Source organism: Corynebacterium xerosis NBRC 16721 = ATCC 373 (genome assembly GCF_001552415.1).
Taxonomy (GTDB): Bacteria; Actinomycetota; Actinomycetes; order Mycobacteriales; family Mycobacteriaceae; genus Corynebacterium; species Corynebacterium xerosis.
On record NZ_BCRD01000003.1, the window covers coordinates 152,020 to 169,092 of the forward strand.

The 17,073-nt window shown below is 70.5% G+C and carries 13 protein-coding genes; 7 read left to right on the top strand and 6 right to left on the bottom strand.

All coding sequences use genetic code 11. The features are described from left to right. Positions 1-11: 11 nt before the first annotated feature. The 4 genes from hpt to dacB all read right to left on the bottom strand — a co-directional run bounded on the left by hpt (position 12) and on the right by dacB (position 4,676). Complete coding sequence (gene hpt / locus CX1_RS06285) at positions 12-596, bottom strand: hypoxanthine phosphoribosyltransferase (protein ID WP_046650568.1); 585 nt, start codon at positions 594-596, stop codon at positions 12-14. Positions 597-652: 56 nt separating this feature from the next. Next, positions 653-1,795 (bottom strand): tRNA lysidine(34) synthetase TilS, encoded by a 1,143-nt coding sequence (gene tilS / locus CX1_RS06290; RefSeq protein WP_082719177.1) that lies wholly within the window; start codon positions 1,793-1,795, stop codon positions 653-655. A 25-nt stretch (positions 1,796-1,820) separates the two neighbouring features. Continuing rightward, the gene (locus tag CX1_RS06295) at positions 1,821-3,095 is read right to left on the bottom strand and encodes an amidase (RefSeq protein WP_052753223.1); all 1,275 of its coding nucleotides are present in this window, start codon (positions 3,093-3,095) and stop codon (positions 1,821-1,823) included. 96 nt (positions 3,096-3,191) lie between these two features. Continuing rightward, entirely contained in the window at positions 3,192-4,676 is a 1,485-nt protein-coding gene (dacB, locus tag CX1_RS06300; RefSeq protein WP_113570044.1) for a D-alanyl-D-alanine carboxypeptidase/D-alanyl-D-alanine endopeptidase, read from the bottom strand. Between the two features lie 104 nt (positions 4,677-4,780). Here dacB and CX1_RS06305 point away from each other — a divergent pair, with 104 nt between their 5' ends. From CX1_RS06305 to CX1_RS06325, 5 genes are all read left to right on the top strand, one after another. Next, positions 4,781-5,254, top strand: a complete 474-nt coding sequence (locus CX1_RS06305) for an inorganic diphosphatase (protein ID WP_046650559.1) — start codon at positions 4,781-4,783, stop codon at positions 5,252-5,254. Positions 5,255-5,806: 552 nt separating this feature from the next. Beyond that, a complete protein-coding gene (locus CX1_RS06310) occupies positions 5,807-6,277 on the top strand; it encodes a carboxymuconolactone decarboxylase family protein (RefSeq protein ID WP_060925419.1) in 471 nt (156 codons plus the stop codon). Between the two features lie 67 nt (positions 6,278-6,344). Then, positions 6,345-6,638: a rhodanese-like domain-containing protein gene (locus CX1_RS06315; RefSeq protein ID WP_046650557.1), complete on the top strand. Its 294-nt coding sequence runs from the start codon at positions 6,345-6,347 to the stop codon at positions 6,636-6,638. A 195-nt stretch (positions 6,639-6,833) separates the two neighbouring features. Next, complete coding sequence (locus CX1_RS06320; protein ID WP_046650556.1) at positions 6,834-7,397, top strand: MarR family winged helix-turn-helix transcriptional regulator; 564 nt, start codon at positions 6,834-6,836, stop codon at positions 7,395-7,397. A gap of 5 nt (positions 7,398-7,402) precedes the next feature. Continuing rightward, positions 7,403-11,377, top strand: coding sequence for a Pls/PosA family non-ribosomal peptide synthetase (locus tag CX1_RS06325; RefSeq protein ID WP_046650566.1), 3,975 nt, complete (start codon positions 7,403-7,405; stop codon positions 11,375-11,377). Between the two features lie 101 nt (positions 11,378-11,478). On the opposite strand, the gene ppk2 is transcribed toward CX1_RS06325, so the two are convergent. Continuing rightward, positions 11,479-12,378, bottom strand: coding sequence for a polyphosphate kinase 2 (gene ppk2, locus CX1_RS06330; protein ID WP_046650554.1), 900 nt, complete (start codon positions 12,376-12,378; stop codon positions 11,479-11,481). Positions 12,379-12,823: 445 nt separating this feature from the next. Then, positions 12,824-14,452, bottom strand: coding sequence for a chaperonin GroEL (groL, locus tag CX1_RS06335; RefSeq protein ID WP_046650552.1), 1,629 nt, complete (start codon positions 14,450-14,452; stop codon positions 12,824-12,826). A 238-nt stretch (positions 14,453-14,690) separates the two neighbouring features. Here groL and CX1_RS06340 point away from each other — a divergent pair, with 238 nt between their 5' ends. Then, positions 14,691-16,157 carry a dipeptidase gene (locus CX1_RS06340; RefSeq protein WP_082719205.1) on the top strand — a complete coding sequence of 489 codons (1,467 nt, stop codon included), beginning with the start codon at positions 14,691-14,693 and terminating at the stop codon, positions 16,155-16,157. A gap of 303 nt (positions 16,158-16,460) precedes the next feature. Then, positions 16,461-17,009: a 2-isopropylmalate synthase gene (locus tag CX1_RS06345; RefSeq protein ID WP_052753219.1), complete on the top strand. Its 549-nt coding sequence runs from the start codon at positions 16,461-16,463 to the stop codon at positions 17,007-17,009. Positions 17,010-17,073 lie beyond the last annotated feature (64 nt).

A 17,073-nucleotide genomic window follows, 5' to 3' on the forward strand; every position in this document is an offset into this window, starting at 1 on the left:
TGAAGCGGGGTTCAGCTCTGGTAGACGCGCGGGTGCAGCGTGCCGACGTACGGCAGGTCGCGGTAGCGCTCGGCGTAATCCAGGCCGTAGCCGATGACGAACTCGTTGGGGATGTCGAATCCGACGTCGGCGATGTCGAGCTTGGCGCGCAGTGCGTCGGGCTTGCGCAGCAGCGTGACGACCTCGAGGGAGCGCGGGTTGCGGTTGCGCAGGTTCTTCATCAGCCACGACAGCGTCAGGCCGGAGTCGATGATGTCCTCGAGGATGATGACGTCGCGGCCCTCGATGTCGCGGTCCAGGTCCTTCAGGATCCGCACCACGCCGGACGACGACGTCGAGTTGCCGTAGGACGACACGGCCATGAACTCCATCTGCGTCGGGCACTTGAGCTCGCGGGCGAAGTCCGTCATGAAGAACACCGCGCCCTTGAGCACGCCCACCAGGATCAGGTCCTCGTCGGCGCCGGCGTGGCGCTCGTTGACGCGGGCGGCCATTTCGGCGATGCGCGCGCGCAGCTCGTCCTCGGGGATCAGGATGGCTTCGACATCGGCCCCGTACGGGTTGTCCGGAACGTTGAAGTCCTTGACGTCATGCATGCGGTCGTCCTTTCCGCGCGGGCGCGCCGGCGGTTCGTGCCTGGGATCGCTTCGGATCACTTCGGGTCACTTCGGGGTTCACTTCGTGATCGCGGCGGGGCGGTGAAACCCCGCGACACTGCCAGAGTGCCACCTTTTCGGTGCGCCACCAACCTGCTTCCGGGGTGACCGGGGGTTTCGGCGGAGGGCAGCGCCACGGGTCCGCGGCCGCGATGGTTTCCGACCAGCTTATCCAGGGCGGTGACGTGGGCGGCGGCCAGCGGGGCGGATCCGTTGGCTTCGGCCCAGTTTTTCAGCACGCGGGTGCGCACGGCATCGGGAAGCGTGACGACGTCGCCGACGTCCAATTCGTCCGCCGTGCGCAGTGCGTCGTCGGCCAGGGCATCGAGGGCGCGGGCGTCGGCGCGGAGCAGGTCCGCCGTGCGCGCCAGATTTTCGGCGATGCCCGGGCCGAGCAGTTCCTCGAGCATGGGCAACGCGGTGGCGCGGGCGCGGACGCGGGCGAAACGGGGATCGGCGTTGTGCGGGTCGTGCCAGGGTTCCAGGCCCAGCTCGTCGCAGACGGCCTCGGTGTCGGCGCGGCGCAGCCCTAGCAACGGCCGAACCACCCGCACGCCGTCGTCCCACGTGCGGTCCGGGTCCATGCCGGACAATGCGGTGGCGCCGGCGCCGCGGGCGAGACCCAGCAGCACGGTCTCCGCCTGGTCGTCGAGGGTGTGCGCGAGCAGCAGCGGGCGGCCCAGGCGCAGCGCCGCGCCGTGGAGGGCGGCGTGCCGGGCGGTGCGGGCGGCGGCCTCGGGCCCCTCCCCCGCGCCGTCGCCGCCACCGGGTACGTCGACGCGGATGATTTCGGCCGTCGCCCCGAGCCCGCGCGCGGTCGTGGCGGCCTTTTCCGCGACCGCGGCGGACCCCTCCTGCAGGCCGTGGTCGACGACGACGGCGTGGACCACGGCGCAGCCATGCGGATCTTCCCCGCACTCCCCCGCCGCCATGGCCTCGGCCACGCAGGCCGCGGTCAACGCCAGCGAATCCGCCCCTCCGGACAACCCGACCACCACTCCCGGCGCACGGCGATGATGGGTGCGCGGGCCGTCGTCAAGCAACTCGCCCACGACGCCCCGCACCGCCCGGCGCGCCCGCAGGAACGCGGGGCTGCGGCGCGGCCAAAACGGGCGGCGATCGGCGGGGGCTTCGGTCATGCCGGACAGGCTACCGGCGCGGGCGCTACGTCCCGACGACACCGCCGGCGGCGATGCGGTCCATCGCCGTGAGCAGCACGCGCTCCTGCGTCATGCGCGCGACGACCTGCACCGGCACGCCGGTGACCGGCTCGACGACGACGCCCGCAGGGAAGCCCAGCAGATTCCACACCGACACGTACGGGGCGTAGCGCATGTTGGTCAGCATGTTCGCCGACCACGGGCGCGAGTTCCACGGCCCATCCGACGGCGGCTCGGTGGCCAGCGCCGGGGTGATCAGGACGTTGTCGCCCTCGAGGAACTTCTCCATCTTCGACCGCGCGCGGATGACCTGCCGGTCCGAGATCGACCAGCGCAGCGAACGGCCGATGCGGGCGTGGACGCGGTTGCGCCACTCCAGGTGGTCGGGCAGGCCCTCGTCGCGCAGCGAATCGGCGACGCCGGCGGACCAGCGCGCCAGCATCGGCAACGGGTTGAGCGGGTACGGGGCCTTGGCCTCGCGGACGGGCAGATCGGCGTCGGCCAGCGTCTTCGCCGCCTGGCGCGCCGCCTCCTTCCACTCCGGCTTGGCGCCGAAGCCCGCCACCGGCGACGACAGGTCCAGCACGGCGCCGAACCGGCGGGGCAGCGGGGCGTCGACGGCGTCGACGTGGCCGCGGGTGATCTCTTTCATCAGCAGCGTCAGGTCGTCGTTGTCCTGCGCGATGACGCCCTGCACGGCCATGCCGTACCAATCGTTGCCTCCGACGTGGCCGGGCACGATGCCGGGCGTGGCCTTGATCGTCGACAGGTTGCAGGCCGCCGCCGGGATGCGCAGCGAGCCCATGCCGTCGTTGCCCTGCGCGAACGGCACCATGCCGGCCGCCACGGCGGCCGCGGCGCCACCGGAGGAACCGCCCGGCGTGCGGCCCGGGCGGACCGGGTTGCGGGTGATGCGCCCGGGGATGTCCGTGGTGCCCCACGTGCAGAACTGCGGGTTGGCGGTCGCGCCCACGGGGATCGCGCCGGCCTCCTCCAGCCGCTTCACGATCGGATTGTCCCGCGCCGTGTTCTCCTTCAGCGCGAACGGCACGCCCGCCAGCCCCATCCCGTCCAGGCCGGGGTTCTTGCCCAGCTCGCGGGCGTCGGAGATCGCGCGGTCCGCCCACACCTCGGCGAAGGCGTTGACCGCACCGTCGGTCGCGGCGATGCGGTCGAGTGCGGCGCGCACGGATTCCTCCGGCGTCATCTCGCCCGCTCGGACCCGCGCGGCGATCTCGCGGACGGTGGGCTGGGTGGGCGGCTGGATGTCGTCCATCATCACTCCTGGCTATCGGCGTTTGGGGCCACCGTAGACCAGATCGTTTCGCCGCAGATCGCTTTTCGACGGATCGGCGGCCCCATGACCGCCGCCGGATCAGGCGATGGCGTGCAGCTTCGCGGCGGCGGCGTCGGCCGCCGCTCGGGCCGGCAGGAGCGAGGCTTCGTTGGACAGCATGACGAAGGTCAGGACGTCGCCGCCCTCGGTGACCGTGTAGCCCGCCAGCGCAGACGTGCCGTCGAGGGTGCCGGTCTTGGCGCGGACCCAGCCGGCGCCGCCGGAATCGCCGTAGCGGCCGGTGAGCGTGCCGGAGACGCCGCCGACCGGCATCGAATCGAGTAGCGGACGCAGCGTCGCGGCGACGCCGGGGCCGTCGGCGTCCCCGGAGCCGACGGAGTCTTCGGAGCCGCCGGACTGCCCGCCGGCCGCGGCGAGCAGCACGCGGTCGAGCTGCGCCGGGGTGACGCGGTTGTCCACGCTCAGGCCGCTGGAATCGGCGAGGTTCGCGGCACTGGCCCCGGAGTCCTCCAGCCCCAGGCCGTGCTCGGCCAAGGTGTCGCGCACGGCCTTCGCGGCCCCGGCGAAATCGGGCGCCAGGCCGCGGTCCATCGCGACCTCGCGGGCCAGGGACTCGGCCAGGACGTTGTCCGACTGCGTCATCATCTGGCGCACGCGCTCCGACAGCGGCGCAGACTCGACCTCGGCGAGCACCTGAGGCTCGGCGGCCACCCCATCGTCGCCGGCGCCGAACTTCGACTGTGCCGACTCCTCCGGCGCCAACACGTCGACCTTGCCGGCACCCAGCGCCGAGGCCAGGGCCTGACCTGCACCTGCGGCGGGCTCCGGCGTGCGGCGGGCATCCTCGCGGTCCAACGACAACCGGGCGCCGTCGACCATCACCGGCTCGACGGGGGCAATGTAACCGTCCTCGATGCCCGAGCGGTCCCACGTGGAATGGAACGTGTCGCGGAACAGGGACCGGTCGACGTGCACCGTCGGCGCCGCCTGGCCCTCGGGCACGCCGAGCGAGGCGCGCACCTCCTCCGCGATCTCCGCGATCGACGCGGACCCCGGGTAGAAACCCTTGCCATCGACGCTCAGCGTCGGATCCCCCGCGCCGACCAAAACGACCCCGTCCTGCCCCGGGTACCGCACCACGCGGGTGACGACGGTCTTGTCGTGATCCAGCTGCAGCAGCGCCGCCGCAGCGGTGAGGATCTTCAACGACGACGCCGGCCGCGACGGCGCCCCCGCCCCCTGCTCCCACAACGTCGCGCCAGTCCGCGCCGACGACACCACGGCCGTCAGCTCCCCCAGCGCCGGATCCTTCGCCGCACCATCCATCACGGCGGCGACCTGCGCCCTCAACTCGGATTCGTCGGCGGACGGCGCGGGCGACGAGCCGTCGTCAAGCACCTGCACCGCCCCCGCCGGCCGCAACGGGCCCTGCACGCCCGGGACCTGCGGCGCATCGGCGACCGTGACCCGATTCGCGTTCACGGCCAGCCCCGCCACCACGATGACGCACACGACGACGGCGAACGCGGCGACGGACAACATCCACCCGACGGTGCGGCTCACGGGGCTCCTCCCACGGCAACGGCTACGGCAACGACTAAGCTGGAACCACTGTAGGCGCCTGCGCCGACGCAACGCACGACACCACCACCAGAGGAGCAATCCACATGACCATCGAGGTCACCATCGAGATCCCGAAGGGCCAGCGCAACAAGTACGAGGTCGACCACGAGACCGGCAAGGTCTACCTCGACCGCTACCTGTTCACCCCGATGGCCTACCCGGCCGACTACGGCTACATCGAGGACACCCTCGGCGAGGACGGCGACCCGCTGGACGCCCTCGTGGTGCTGCCGGAGCCGGTGTACCCGGGCGTGATCGTCAAGGCGCGCCCGGTCGGCGTGTTCAAGATGGTCGACGAGGCCGGCGGCGACGACAAGCTGCTGTGCGTCCTCGACGACCCGCGTTTCGAGGATTTCCAGGACGTCGGCGACATCTCGCAGTTCACCCTGGACGAGATCGAGCACTTCTTCGTGCACTACAAGGATCTCGAGCCGGGCAAGGAGGTCAAGGGTTCCGGCTGGGGCGACAAGGCCGAGGCCGAGCGCATCCTGCAGGAAGCCATCGACCGCCACAAGTAGGGCGTTCGCCGGAGCGCCGCGAGGGGGGCGCCTCTCCGGGCACCGCGAGTCCGCGCACCCGTCGTCTGACTCCCACCTCCCGCGCACCCCTCGTCTGCCCCCACCCCCGCACACCCGTCACCCGTCATCCGCTTTTCGGCAGGTGGCGGGTTTTCGCTTGTCCTGGTGCAGTTGCTTGGCGACGGCCCCCGCTCCCCGCTTCCACGACGAGATCACGATCCAGGCCCTCAATCGCGATCTCGTCAGATGCACGCCCCGCCCGGCGCGACGAGATCACGATCCAGGCCCTCGATCGCGATCTCGTCAGATGCACGCCCCGCCCGGTGCGACGAGATCACGATCCAGGCCCCCAATCGCGATCTCGTCAACGGCCGGGGCAGCGCAGCCACCGAGGGGCGAGGGCGTAGAGGCGGGGGCACCCGGATCCTGCCGCGACACGCGCCCGGAATAATGCCCCGAGGGGTATAGTTGGGGAAGGTGACGGCGCCGGTCACGAGCGATGATCGAGGATGACGCGCCACCGATTTCCCCACAACCCGAAAGGACCCCGCGATGAGCGACGACACCATGGACCGCCTCCCCCTCGGCGACGTTTTCAAGGAGGCGTGGAAGGCCCAGGCCGCACAGACCCAGGCGATCTGGAAGAAGGCCGAGGAGCTCGGCGTCGGCCGCGACCTCATCGAGCTGGTGTACGTCCGCGCATCGCAGATCAACGGCTGCGCGTTCTGCCTGGACGTCCACGTTCGCGAGGGTCTCAAGGCTGGCCTGAGCACCCTGAAGCTGTCCGTCACCCCGGCGTGGCGCGAGGCCGGCGCGGTCTACGACGACGTCGAACGCGCGGCCCTGGCCATCGCCGAAAACGCCACCGATCCGGTCGCGGCGCACGAGAACACCGCGGAATACGACGCGGCGCGCAAGGTCCTCGGCGACGACAAGACGGCGCTGCTGGCGTGGGCCGCGATCTGCATCAACGGCTGGAACCGCATGCACGCGCTCAGCCACACCCCGGTCGAGGGCGCGTAAGAACCAAGGGCGCGCACGAGACCGACCGCCCCTTGCCCGCCCGCGCCCTTTCCCTACAATCGTCGCCATGGAATTCATCCCGGTTTCAGAGGTTCCCGACGACGCCCAGATCATCGACGTCCGCTCGAAGATGGAGTGGGACGAGGGCCATCCCGTGGGCGCGGTGCACATCCCCATGGAGGAGATCCCCTCCCGCTACGGCGAGTTCGATTTCGATCGCGACATTTACCTCATGTGCAAGTCCGGCGGCCGGTCGGCGCAGGTGTGCCAGTGGCTGGAGATGAACGGCATCGACGCCATCAACATCTCCGGCGGCATGATCGACTGGGAGCACAACGGCCGTCCGATCGAAAAAGGCTGAGGCCCTTCGCTTTTGGCCCCCACGCACGATCCCGGCGCACGCCCGCCGTCCGCAACAGCGGCGTACGTTCCCGCACGCGCCCGGACGTTCCCGGACGTTCCCGGACGTACCCGCACGTCACGCAGCCCCCACCGCAGGATTCGGTGGGGGCTTCCCCATTATTGGTGTAAATGCCAGTGTGCCTATGATGGGTACATGCCAACGAAAGATTCTTCCCCGGCCCCGCGCCCGGAACCGACGCTGCCCGAGGCGGTGACGTCCTCGGCGACGTGGGTCGTCCAGCAGCTCGACGACCTGCTGCGCGACGCCGTCGACGACCTGCTCGACGAGCGTTCGCTGTCGCTGCGGGGTTACTGGCTGCTCGAGTCCATCGGCGCCGCCCCGGCCCACTCGCAGCGCGAGCTGTGCGATCTCCTCGGCGTCGATCGCTCCGACATGGTCCGCCTCGTCGACGTCCTCGAAGGCGCCGGTCTGGTCGAGCGCGTCCGCGACACCGAGGACCGCCGTCGCCAGCTGATCGGCCCGACTCCGGCCGGCGTGAGGCTGCGCGACGCGATCCGCGCCGACATCGCCACCGCCGAGGCCCGCGTTTTCGCCTCCGCCCCCGCGCCCATGCGGGAGGCCCTGTCCTCCGTGCTGAGCGCGAATCCTCCGGAGGACGGACAATCGCTTGACGACGATCCCGGCCGCACCGGCAAGGCGCCGAAGAAGTCGAAGAAGAAGCGGAAGAACAAGAAGAAGGGCGGCAAGCGTCAGTGACCGACATGGCTGATCCGATCGCGTCGTCGTACCTGCGCGGTGACCTGGCCGCGCCGGAGCGCACGCTCATGGACGTGCTGCGGTCCACCGCCGCCGAGCACCCCGAGGCGGCGGCGCTCGACGACGGCGACGTGGTGATGACCTATTCCGACCTCATCGCCGAAGTCGACGAGACCGCCCGCTGGCTCGGCGCCAAGGGCATCGGCGCCGGCGATCGCGTGGGCGTGCGCATGCCCTCGGGCAACCGGGAGCTCTACGTCGCCATCTTGTCGATCCTCGCCGCCGGCGCGGCCTACGTGCCCGTCGACGCCGACGACCCCGACGAGCGCGCCGAGATGGTCTTCGGCGAGGCCGGCATCGCCGGCTGGTTCGGCGCCGACGGCCTGCACCTGACTCCCGGCCACGTGGCGAAGGAACCGGCCCGCGAGCCGACCCCCGACGACGACGCGTGGATCATCTTCACCTCCGGATCGACGGGCAAGCCGAAGGGCGTGGCGGTCACCCACCGCAGCGCCGCCGCGTTCGTCGACGCCGAGTCGCGGCTGTTCCTGGCGAACCACCCCGACGGCCCGCTGGGCCCGGAGGACCGCGTGCTCGCCGGCCTGTCCGTCGCATTCGACGCCTCCTGCGAGGAGATGTGGATCGCGTGGGGGCACGGTTCCTGCCTGGTGCCCGCGCCGCGTTCGCTGGTGCGCTCCGGCATGGACCTGGGCCCGTGGCTGATCTCGCGCAGCATCACCGCGGTGTCCACGGTGCCGACGCTGGCGGGCCTGTGGCCGGCGGAGGCGTTGGATTCGGTGCGCTTGCTCATCGTCGGCGGCGAAGCCTGCCCGGCCGAGCTGGTCGAGCGCCTGTCCACCCCGGAACGCGAGGTGTGGAACACCTACGGCCCCACCGAGGCGACGGTCGTGGCCTGCGCCGCGGAGCTCAAGCCCGGCGAGCCGGTGACCATCGGCATGTCGCTGGACGGCTGGGATCTGGTGGTCGTGGACAAGGACGAAAAGCCCGTGGCGGCCGGCGAGGTCGGCGAGCTGGTCATCGGCGGCGTCGGACTGGCCCGATACCTGGACCCGGCGAAGGACGCCGAGAAGTACGCCCCCATGCCGACCATCGGCTGGGACCGCGCGTACCGCACCGGCGATCACGTGCGCCTGGAGCCGGAGGGCCTGCATTTCGTGGGCCGCGTCGACGATCAGGTGAAGATCGGCGGCCGCCGCATCGAGCTCGGCGAGGTCGAGGCGCACCTGGCCGCGCTGCCCGGGGTCACCCAGGCCTGCGTGCAGGTCCGCCAGACCGCCGGCGGCCAGGACATCCTGGTCGGTTACGTCGGCGCGGGCGGAGACGCCGCCAACGTCGACGCCGATGCCGCGATGGACCGCCTGCGCGCGGAGATGCCCGCCGCGATGGTCCCGCGCCTGCACGTCATGGACGAGCTGCCGGTGCGCACCTCCGGCAAGGTCGACAAGGCCGGGCTGCCCTGGCCGTTGCCGATCGACGCCGGCGCCGCCGACGATTCCGCCCTCGAGGGCCTGTCCCCCATCGAGGCGTGGTTGTCCGGCATTTGGGCGGAGGTCCTCGCCGTGCCCGCCCCGGGGGCGGCCGCTGATTTCTTCGCCCTGGGCGGCACGTCGCTGGCCGCGGCCACGGTCGTCGCGCGCATGCGCGAGCGCGCCCCGCACGTCGCGGTCCGCGATCTCTACGACCATCCGCGCCTGGGCAGGCTCGCCGAGGAACTGGAGTCGCGTGGGCTGTCGCTTGACGACGCTTCCGAGGACGAGGCCACCGCGAAGAAGAACAGGCGCGTCGTCAAGCCGGTCCCGCGCTCGACCCGCCACGCGCAGTCACTTGCCATGGTCCCGCTGCAGACGATCCGGGCGGCGAAGTGGATGACGTGGCTGGCGGTGCTCAATGCCATCGCCCATGGCCTGGGTTCGCCGTTCGCGCTGCCCGTGCCGTGGTGGCTGGCGGTGGTGCTGGCGCTGCTGTTCATCACGCCGCTGGGCACGCTGCCGCTGACGGCGCTGGCCACGCGCATGCTGATGCGCGGCGTCACGCCCGGTGATCACCCGCGCGGCGGCCGCGTCCACATGAAGCTGTGGGCCGCCGAACGCTTGGCCGACGCCTCCGGCGCGCGCGGCGTCGGCGGTGCGCCGTGGATGCTGTGGTTCGCCCGCGCGATGGGTGCGAAGGTGGGCAAGGGCGTGTCCCTGCACACGTTGCCGCCGGTCACTGGGTTCGTGGAGCTCGGCGACTACTGCTCCGTCGAACCGGAGACCGACATTTCCGGCTACTGGGTCGACGGCGACGTGGTGCACGTCGGGTCGATCACCATCGGCTCCGAGGCCCGCATCGGCGCGCGCTGCACGCTGATGCCCGGCACCGTGGTCGGCGACGGCGCCCACGTCGAGGCCGGTTCGTGCGTCACCGGAGTGAAGAAGGTCAAGGCCGGCGCCCGCTGGTCGGGCTCCCCCGCCCGGAAGGTCGGCCGCCCGAAGCGCCGCTTCCCGGTGGAGGCCCCGCCGCGCCGCCCGTACTGGCTGCCGGTCTACGGCGTCTCCGCGCTGGTGCTGGCGCTGGTGCCGGTGGCGGCGCTGGCGACGGCCGCCGCGATCATCGGGTTCGGCGCGGCCTCGGCGACGACCTGGCCCGGCGCCATCGGGCTGGCCCTGGCATGGACCGTCCCCGCCGCCATCGCCGCGGTCGCGGTGTACGCGCTGCTGACGCTGATCCTGGTGCGGTTGCTGTCCATCGGGCTCAAGGCCGGCGTCCATCCCGTCCGCTCGCGGGTGGGCTGGCAGGCATGGGCGACCGAGCGTCTGATGGACGCCGCCCGCACCGACCTGTTCCCGCTGTACGCCTCGCAGCTGACGCCGTGGTGGCTGCGGGCGCTGGGAGCGAAGGTCGGCCGCGACGCGGAGATCTCCACGGCCGTGGTGCTGCCGAAGTTCACCGACATCCGCGAGGGCTCCTTCCTCGCCGACGACACCATGGTCGGCGGCTACGAGCTCGGCGGCGGTTGGCTGCTGCTGGAAGAGACCCGCATCGGCCGCCGGTCCTTCCTGGGCAACTCCGGCATCGCCGGCCCCGGCCGCAAGCTGGGCAAAAACTCCCTGGTCGCGGTGCTGTCGTCGACGCCGAAGAAGGCGAAGGCCGGCTCGAACTGGTGGGGTTCCCCGCCGGAGCGCCTGCGCCGCGTGGCCGTCGAGGTCGACGGCGGCGAGGATCTGACCTATCGCCCGGGCGCCGGCGTGAAGGCCGCCCGCGGCGCGGTGGAGACGCTGCGCCTGCTGGCGCCGATCACCTCGCTGTTGCTGGCCGTGCTGGTCCTGCTGGCCATGCAGGGCGCGGCGGTGGGCGTCGTGACGCTTGCCGACGGCATGGTCGGCGTGGACGATGACGTTCTACTCGTGACCGTGCTCGGCCTGGCGGCGGCGTGGTTCGTCGGCTCGCCGGTGCTGCTGATCGCGGGCATGCTGGCGATGCTGATCACCGTGGCCATGAAGTGGATCTGCGTGGGCACGCACAAGAAGGGCGAGCACGCCCTGTGGAGCCGCTTCGTGTGGCTCGACGAGCTGCAGGACACCTTCGTCGAGACAGTCGCCGCGCCCTGGTACCTGGTGCCCGGCACCGGCACCGGCGGACTCAACCGGGCGATGCGCTGGCTCGGCGCCGACGTCGCCCACGGCGTGTGGCTCGAGTCCTACTGGCTGCCGGAGACGGACCTGATCCGCATCGGCGAAGGCGCCACCGTCGGCCGCGGCTGCGTGGTGCAGACGCACCTGTTCCAGGACCGCGTCATGAGCCTCGACACCGTCGAAATCGCCCCGGGCGCCACCCTCGGCCCCCACTCCGTGGCGCTGCCTGCTTCCCGCCTCGGCGAGTCGACCACGATCGGCCCGGCGTCGCTGGTCATGCGCGGCGACGTCGTCCCCGCCGGCACCCGCTGGCAGGGCAACCCCATCGAGCCGATGAAGGAATAGCCCTTTCATCGGACACGGCGAAACCGGCCCCCGCACCGAATGGTGCGGGGGCCGGTTCGTCGTAAAGCGAAGTGCCGGATCCGCGACGGACCCGGGCGAAACTAGTCGCCGATCTGATCGCGACCGCGCAGCACGATCTTCGGATCCGGCTCGCCGACGAGCTCATGATCCTTGTTCGTGTACTCGAACTTCGACAGCACATAGCGGATCGCGTTGATGCGGGCCCGCTTCTTGTCGTTGGACTTGATGGTGATCCACGGCGACTCGTCGGTGTCCGTGTAGCGGAACTGCTCCTCCTTGGCGCGGGTGTAATCGTCCCAACGGTCCAGCGAAGCGAGGTCCATCGGCGACAGCTTCCACTGGCGCACCGGGTCGACCTGGCGGATGGCGAAGCGGGTGCGCTGCTCCTTCTGCGTCACCGAGAACCACAGCTTGGTCACCGAAATGCCCGAACCGAGCAGCATGTTCTCCAGCATCGGCACCTCGCGCAGGAACTCCGCGTGCTGGGACTCCGTGCAGAAGCCCATCACGCGCTCCACGCCCGAGCGGTTGTACCAGGAGCGGTCGAAGAACACGATCTCGCCCGCCGACGGGAAGTGCTGGATGTAGCGCTGAAAGTACCACGACGTCGACTCGCGCGGCGACGGCTTCTCCAGCGCCACGGTGCGCGCGCCACGGGGATTGAGGTGCTCGTTGAAGCGCTTGATTGTGCCGCCCTTGCCGGCGGCGTCGCGGCCCTCGAAGAGGATGATGTGCTTCTGGCCGGTTTCCTTGGTCCAGTTCTGCCACTTCAGCAGCTCGATCTGGAGGGCGCGCTTGGTCTTCTCGTACTCCTTGCGCGTCATGCGCTCCTCGTACGGGTAGTTCTCGCGCCACGTCTCCACCGGATCGCCGGACGGGGTGACCAGCACCGGATCGTCCTCGTCGGAGTCGTCCACGACGTACCCCTCGGTCGCCGCCAGATCGACGATGTGGAAGTCCTCTTCGTTCGTGTCAGCCATGCCTCAAGCCTACCTGCGCAACGCCCCCGATTCGGGGCGGCGAGCAGTGGCTCCGGCCACCTTTCGCCGGTGAAGGCGCTTTTCACGGAGTGTCCGGGGGATGGACGGGGGACCTTTCGCCGTGCGGCCGGTGTCCCCGGGTGCGCGGTCCGCGGATCACGGGCGGGGCCGGGCGTCGATGAGCCGAGTGGGGCGGCGGCGATTCTTGATCCGCATCGAGTCGGTCGATTCGCGGCAATTCGCACCCGAAAACCCCCGATTTCACGCCGTTCATGCCACGAATCGACCGACTCGATGCGAATCAACGTGCTTGACGACGCCCACGGGGAACGCGGGCCGTCGCAAAGCAAAGAAGAAGGCCCCGCACCCACGTGAACGTGGTGTGCGGGGCCTTCCCGAAAAGATGGCGGCGCCCGGAGCGAACCAGGCGACGGGGGCGCGGGGGCTAGAAGCCGCCCATGCCGCCCATCTCGTCGCCGCCCGGCATGGCCGGGGCGGCCGGCTCGGGCTTGTCGGCGACGACGGCCTCGGTGGTGAGGAACAGCGCCGCGATGGACGCCGCGTTCTGCAGCGCCGAGCGGGTGACCTTCACCGGGTCGTTGATGCCAGCGGCCATCAGGTCGACGTACTCGCCCGAAGCGGCGTTGAGGCCCTCGCCCTGCGGCAGGCCGGACACCTTTTCGGTAACGACGCCGGCCTCGAGGCCCGCGTTGAGGGCGATCTGCTTCAGCGGCGACGCCAGGGCGGCGCGGACGATGCGCACGCCGGTGGCCTCGTCGTCGGCCAGGCCCAGCTCGTCGTCGAGGACGTGGGCGACCTGCAGCAGCGCGGAGCCGCCGCCGGCGACGATGCCCTCCTCGACCGCGGCCTTGGCGTTGCGCACGGCATCCTCGATGCGGTGCTTGCGCTCCTTCAGCTCCACCTCGGTGGCGGCACCGGCCTTGATGACGGCGACGCCGCCGGCCAGCTTCGCCAGACGCTCCTGCAGCTTCTCGCGGTCGTAGTCCGAGTCGGAGTTGTCCAGCTCGGCGCGGATCTGGTTGACGCGGCCCTCGATGGAGGTCTGCGCGCCGGCGCCCTCGACGATGGTGGTGTCGTCCTTGGTGACGACGACCTTGCGGGCGCGGCCCAGCAGCGGCAGATCGGCGGTCTCCAGGGACAGGCCGACCTCCTCGGAGATGACCTGGCCATCGGTGAGGATGGCGATGTCCTGCAGCATGGCCTTGCGGCGGTCGCCGAAGCCCGGGGCCTTGACGGCGACGGACTTGAAGGTGCCGCGGATCTTGTTCACGACCAGGGTCGACAGGGCCTCGCCCTCGACGTCCTCGGCGATGATCAGCAGCGGCTTGCCGGACTGCATGACCTTCTCCAGCAGCGGCAGCAGGTCCTTGATGTTGGAGATCTTCGCGGAGACCAGGAGGATGTACGGATCCTCCAGGACGGCCTCCTGGCGCTCCAGGTCGGTGGCCATGTAACCCGAGATGTAGCCCTTGTCGAAGCGCATGCCCTCGGTCAGCTCGAGGTCCAGGCCGAAGGTGTTGGCCTCCTCGACGGTGATGACGCCTTCCTTGCCGACCTTGTCCATCGCGGTGGCGATGAGTTCGCCGATGGCCGGGTCGCCGGCGGAGATGCCCGCGGTGGCGGCGATCTGGTCCTTGGTCTCGATGTCCTTGGCGGTGGCCAGGAGCTCGGCGGTGACGGCCTCGACGGCCTTCTCGATGCCGCGCTTGATGCCCATCGGGTTCGAGCCGGCCGCGACGTTGCGCAGGCCCTCGGACACGAGCGACTGGGCGAGGACGGTGGCGGTGGTGGTGCCGTCGCCGGCGACGTCGTCGGTCTTCTTGGCGACCTCCTTCACCAGCTCCGCGCCGATCTTCTCGTAGGGGTCCTCAAGCTCGATCTCACGGGCGATGGACACGCCGTCGTTGGTGATGAGCGGGGCGCCCCACTTGCGCTCCAGGACGACGTTGCGGCCCTTGGGGCCGAGCGTCACCTTGACGGCGTCGGCCAGCGTGTTGAGGCCCTTTTCGAGGCCGCGGCGGGCCTCTTCGTCGAATGCAATGATCTTGGCCATGAGGCTGCGATCCTCCGTTGATGGTCGACGACACTTTGACGGTGCTGGTCCGGCGCCCGCGACGGCATGCGGCCGCGGGAAGTGTCACCCGCGGCCTCGACCGGCCCAGCTGTTTTCGTTTCACGTTGTTGGCACTTGCTCAACGCGAGTGCTAACCCCTGTTTCTAGCACTCGACCCCGGCGAGTGCAAGATATGGCGCCCGGCACCGCATCCGGGCCCGCGCCTATGCTGGCGCCCATGAGCGACGCCCCGCTGCAGACCCAGCACACCCAGCACACCGACCAGACCCAGCACACCGCGCACACCCGGCACACCGCCGCCGGCATCTCCCCCGACCTGGTCACCGCGATCCGCGAGAAGGTCGCGGCGGACGGCGCCACCATCAAGAAGGAACTGGCGGACCTCGTCGCCTTCCCGTCGGTGCACGGGGAAGAGGACACGAAGGACGCCTGCCGCAACGCCGCGGCCCGCGTGGCCGAGTTGTTCGCGGAGGCCGGCGTCGACCTCGATTCGCATGTCACGGTCGACGGTTCCATCGCGTTGACCGGGCACATCCCCGCCCCGGAGGGCCGCCCGACGGTTCTCCTCTATTCCCACTACGACGTCCAGCCGGCGGGCGACGTCTCCGCCTGGACCGCCGATCCCTGGACGCTCGACGAGCGCGACGGCCGCTGGTACGGCCGCGGCACCGCGGACTGCAAGGGCAACGTGGTCATGCATCTGGCGGCTTTGCGGGCGCTGAAGGAGCTTGACGACGACCCGGCGTCGGGCATCGAGCTGCCGGGCATCCGGATCGTGGTGGAGGGCTCCGAGGAGCGCGGCTCCGCCGGCCTGGAGGACCTGACTCGCACGCGGCCGGAGTTGTTCGCCGCCGACGTCATCCTCATCGCCGACGTGGGCAACGTCGCGGTGGGCCGGCCGACGCTGGTGACCACGCTGCGCGGCACCGCCGACGTCGACGTGCGGGTGGACACGCTGGCCGGCCCGGTGCACTCGGGCATGTTCGGTGGCGCGGCGCCCGATGCGCTGGCCGCGCTGATGCGGCTGCTGGATTCGCTGCGCGACGACGACGGGGTCACGCGCATCGACGGCCTCGACTGCGATCAGACGTGGGAGGGCCTGGGCTACGACGCGGAAACGTTCCGCTCCGACGCCGGCGTGCTCGACGGCGTCGGCCTCGTCTCCGACGGCGCGGGCGCTTCGGTGGCGGACCTGACGTGGGCACGGCCGGCACTGATCGTCACCGGCATCGACTGCCCGCCGGCCACCAACGCCGTCAACGCCATCCCGTCGACGGCGACCGCACACCTCAATCTCCGCGTGCCCCCGGGCATGGACCCGAAGGAGGCGCAGGACAAGCTCGTCGCCCATCTGGAGTCCCATGTGCCGTGGAACGCGCGGGTGGAGATCACGCGGGACGTGCTCGCGTCGTCGTTCAGTGCCGACGTCGAAGGAGACGTCGTCAAGCATGTCGAAGCCTGCCTGGCCGCGTCCTACGGGCGTGAAACGGAGCGGATGGGCGAAGGCGCGTCGATCCCGCTGTGCGCCACCCTGCTCGAGGCCGTGCCCGGCGCCGACATCGTGCTCTACGGCGTGGAGGAGCCGCAGTGCCGCATCCACTCGTCCGACGAGTCCGTCGACCCCCGCGAGATCCGCGACATCGCCGTGGCCGAGGCGCTCATCCTGGCGACCATCGGCCGCTGACCGCCCGGACGGGACCCCACCCGGGCACGTGCGGGCACGCCCGGGTGTGAATCGGGTGTGATGTGGAGCACCCCAATCGCGGCCGAATTCTTGCGATGGACATATGCCTTGTTCTACGGTGGCCGACATGCAGAAGAACATTCGACTTAGGCGAGTAGCCGAGGCTACGAACCCCGGTGGAGGCATGGACTGACCCCTCCACACGGGGTCTCTGGCCGCTACGCACCCACGCATCCATGGGTCGGTCCACCACAATTCTTCTCACCGGGACGATTCCCGGACCTCACCGAAGGACCACTCTGAATGTTCACCACCCGCACGCACAAGAACACTTCCACCACGATGACGTATAGCGGGAAGCGTCCCTCCGCCAAGGCGGAGGCGACCTCCCGGACGTTCACCGAGGACCCCTTCCGCGCCCGGTTCGGACACCGCCTCCCCCGCGGCCTGCGCCAGGAGGCGCGCGGCATGGACTGGCGCACGTTCATGACCACGTACTCGCCGACCAGTGGCTCGCTGGCCATCCGCGAGTTCACGTCGACCAAGGGCCTGGCGGGCCGCTCGACGTTCCGCGCGACCATCACCACCAACCGCGGCACCGACGCCGAGCGCACCGATTTCCGCGAGGTCACCGCGATGGGCCCCGTGTCCGCGGTCACGAACCTGATGGCGGATTCCGGCTACCGCATCGAGATCCTGGAATTCCACCAGTTCGAGATCTTCGAGGCCACCGCGACGTTCCTGTACGCGACGCACAACAACAGCTCCGTCTGGGCGATGGGCTTCGGCACCACCCCCGAGGCCGCGACCATGACCGCGATGACGTGCGCGGCCAACCGCCTCCACGGCTAGTTTCCGGCGGTCGAATCCGCTTCACGTCTGCTGCCTCCATCACCCTCGGCGTTCGCCGAGGGTG

Excerpts from the sequence above, each read along its gene's own strand:
- CX1_RS06340 (WP_082719205.1), top strand. The coding sequence starts at position 14,691 with ATGAGCGACGCCCCGCTGCAGACCCAGCACACCCAGCACACCGACCAG.
- CX1_RS06310 (WP_060925419.1), top strand. The coding sequence starts at position 5,807 with ATGAGCGACGACACCATGGACCGCCTCCCCCTCGGCGACGTTTTCAAG.
- CX1_RS06345 (WP_052753219.1), top strand. The coding sequence starts at position 16,461 with ATGTTCACCACCCGCACGCACAAGAACACTTCCACCACGATGACGTAT.
- hpt (WP_046650568.1), bottom strand. The coding sequence starts at position 596 with ATGCATGACGTCAAGGACTTCAACGTTCCGGACAACCCGTACGGGGCC.
- groL (WP_046650552.1), bottom strand. The coding sequence starts at position 14,452 with ATGGCCAAGATCATTGCATTCGACGAAGAGGCCCGCCGCGGCCTCGAA.
- CX1_RS06295 (WP_052753223.1), bottom strand. The coding sequence starts at position 3,095 with ATGATGGACGACATCCAGCCGCCCACCCAGCCCACCGTCCGCGAGATC.
- CX1_RS06325 (WP_046650566.1), top strand. The coding sequence starts at position 7,403 with ATGGCTGATCCGATCGCGTCGTCGTACCTGCGCGGTGACCTGGCCGCG.
- CX1_RS06320 (WP_046650556.1), top strand. The coding sequence starts at position 6,834 with ATGCCAACGAAAGATTCTTCCCCGGCCCCGCGCCCGGAACCGACGCTG.
- tilS (WP_082719177.1), bottom strand. The coding sequence starts at position 1,795 with ATGACCGAAGCCCCCGCCGATCGCCGCCCGTTTTGGCCGCGCCGCAGC.
- ppk2 (WP_046650554.1), bottom strand. The coding sequence starts at position 12,378 with ATGGCTGACACGAACGAAGAGGACTTCCACATCGTCGATCTGGCGGCG.
- CX1_RS06315 (WP_046650557.1), top strand. The coding sequence starts at position 6,345 with ATGGAATTCATCCCGGTTTCAGAGGTTCCCGACGACGCCCAGATCATC.
- CX1_RS06305 (WP_046650559.1), top strand. The coding sequence starts at position 4,781 with ATGACCATCGAGGTCACCATCGAGATCCCGAAGGGCCAGCGCAACAAG.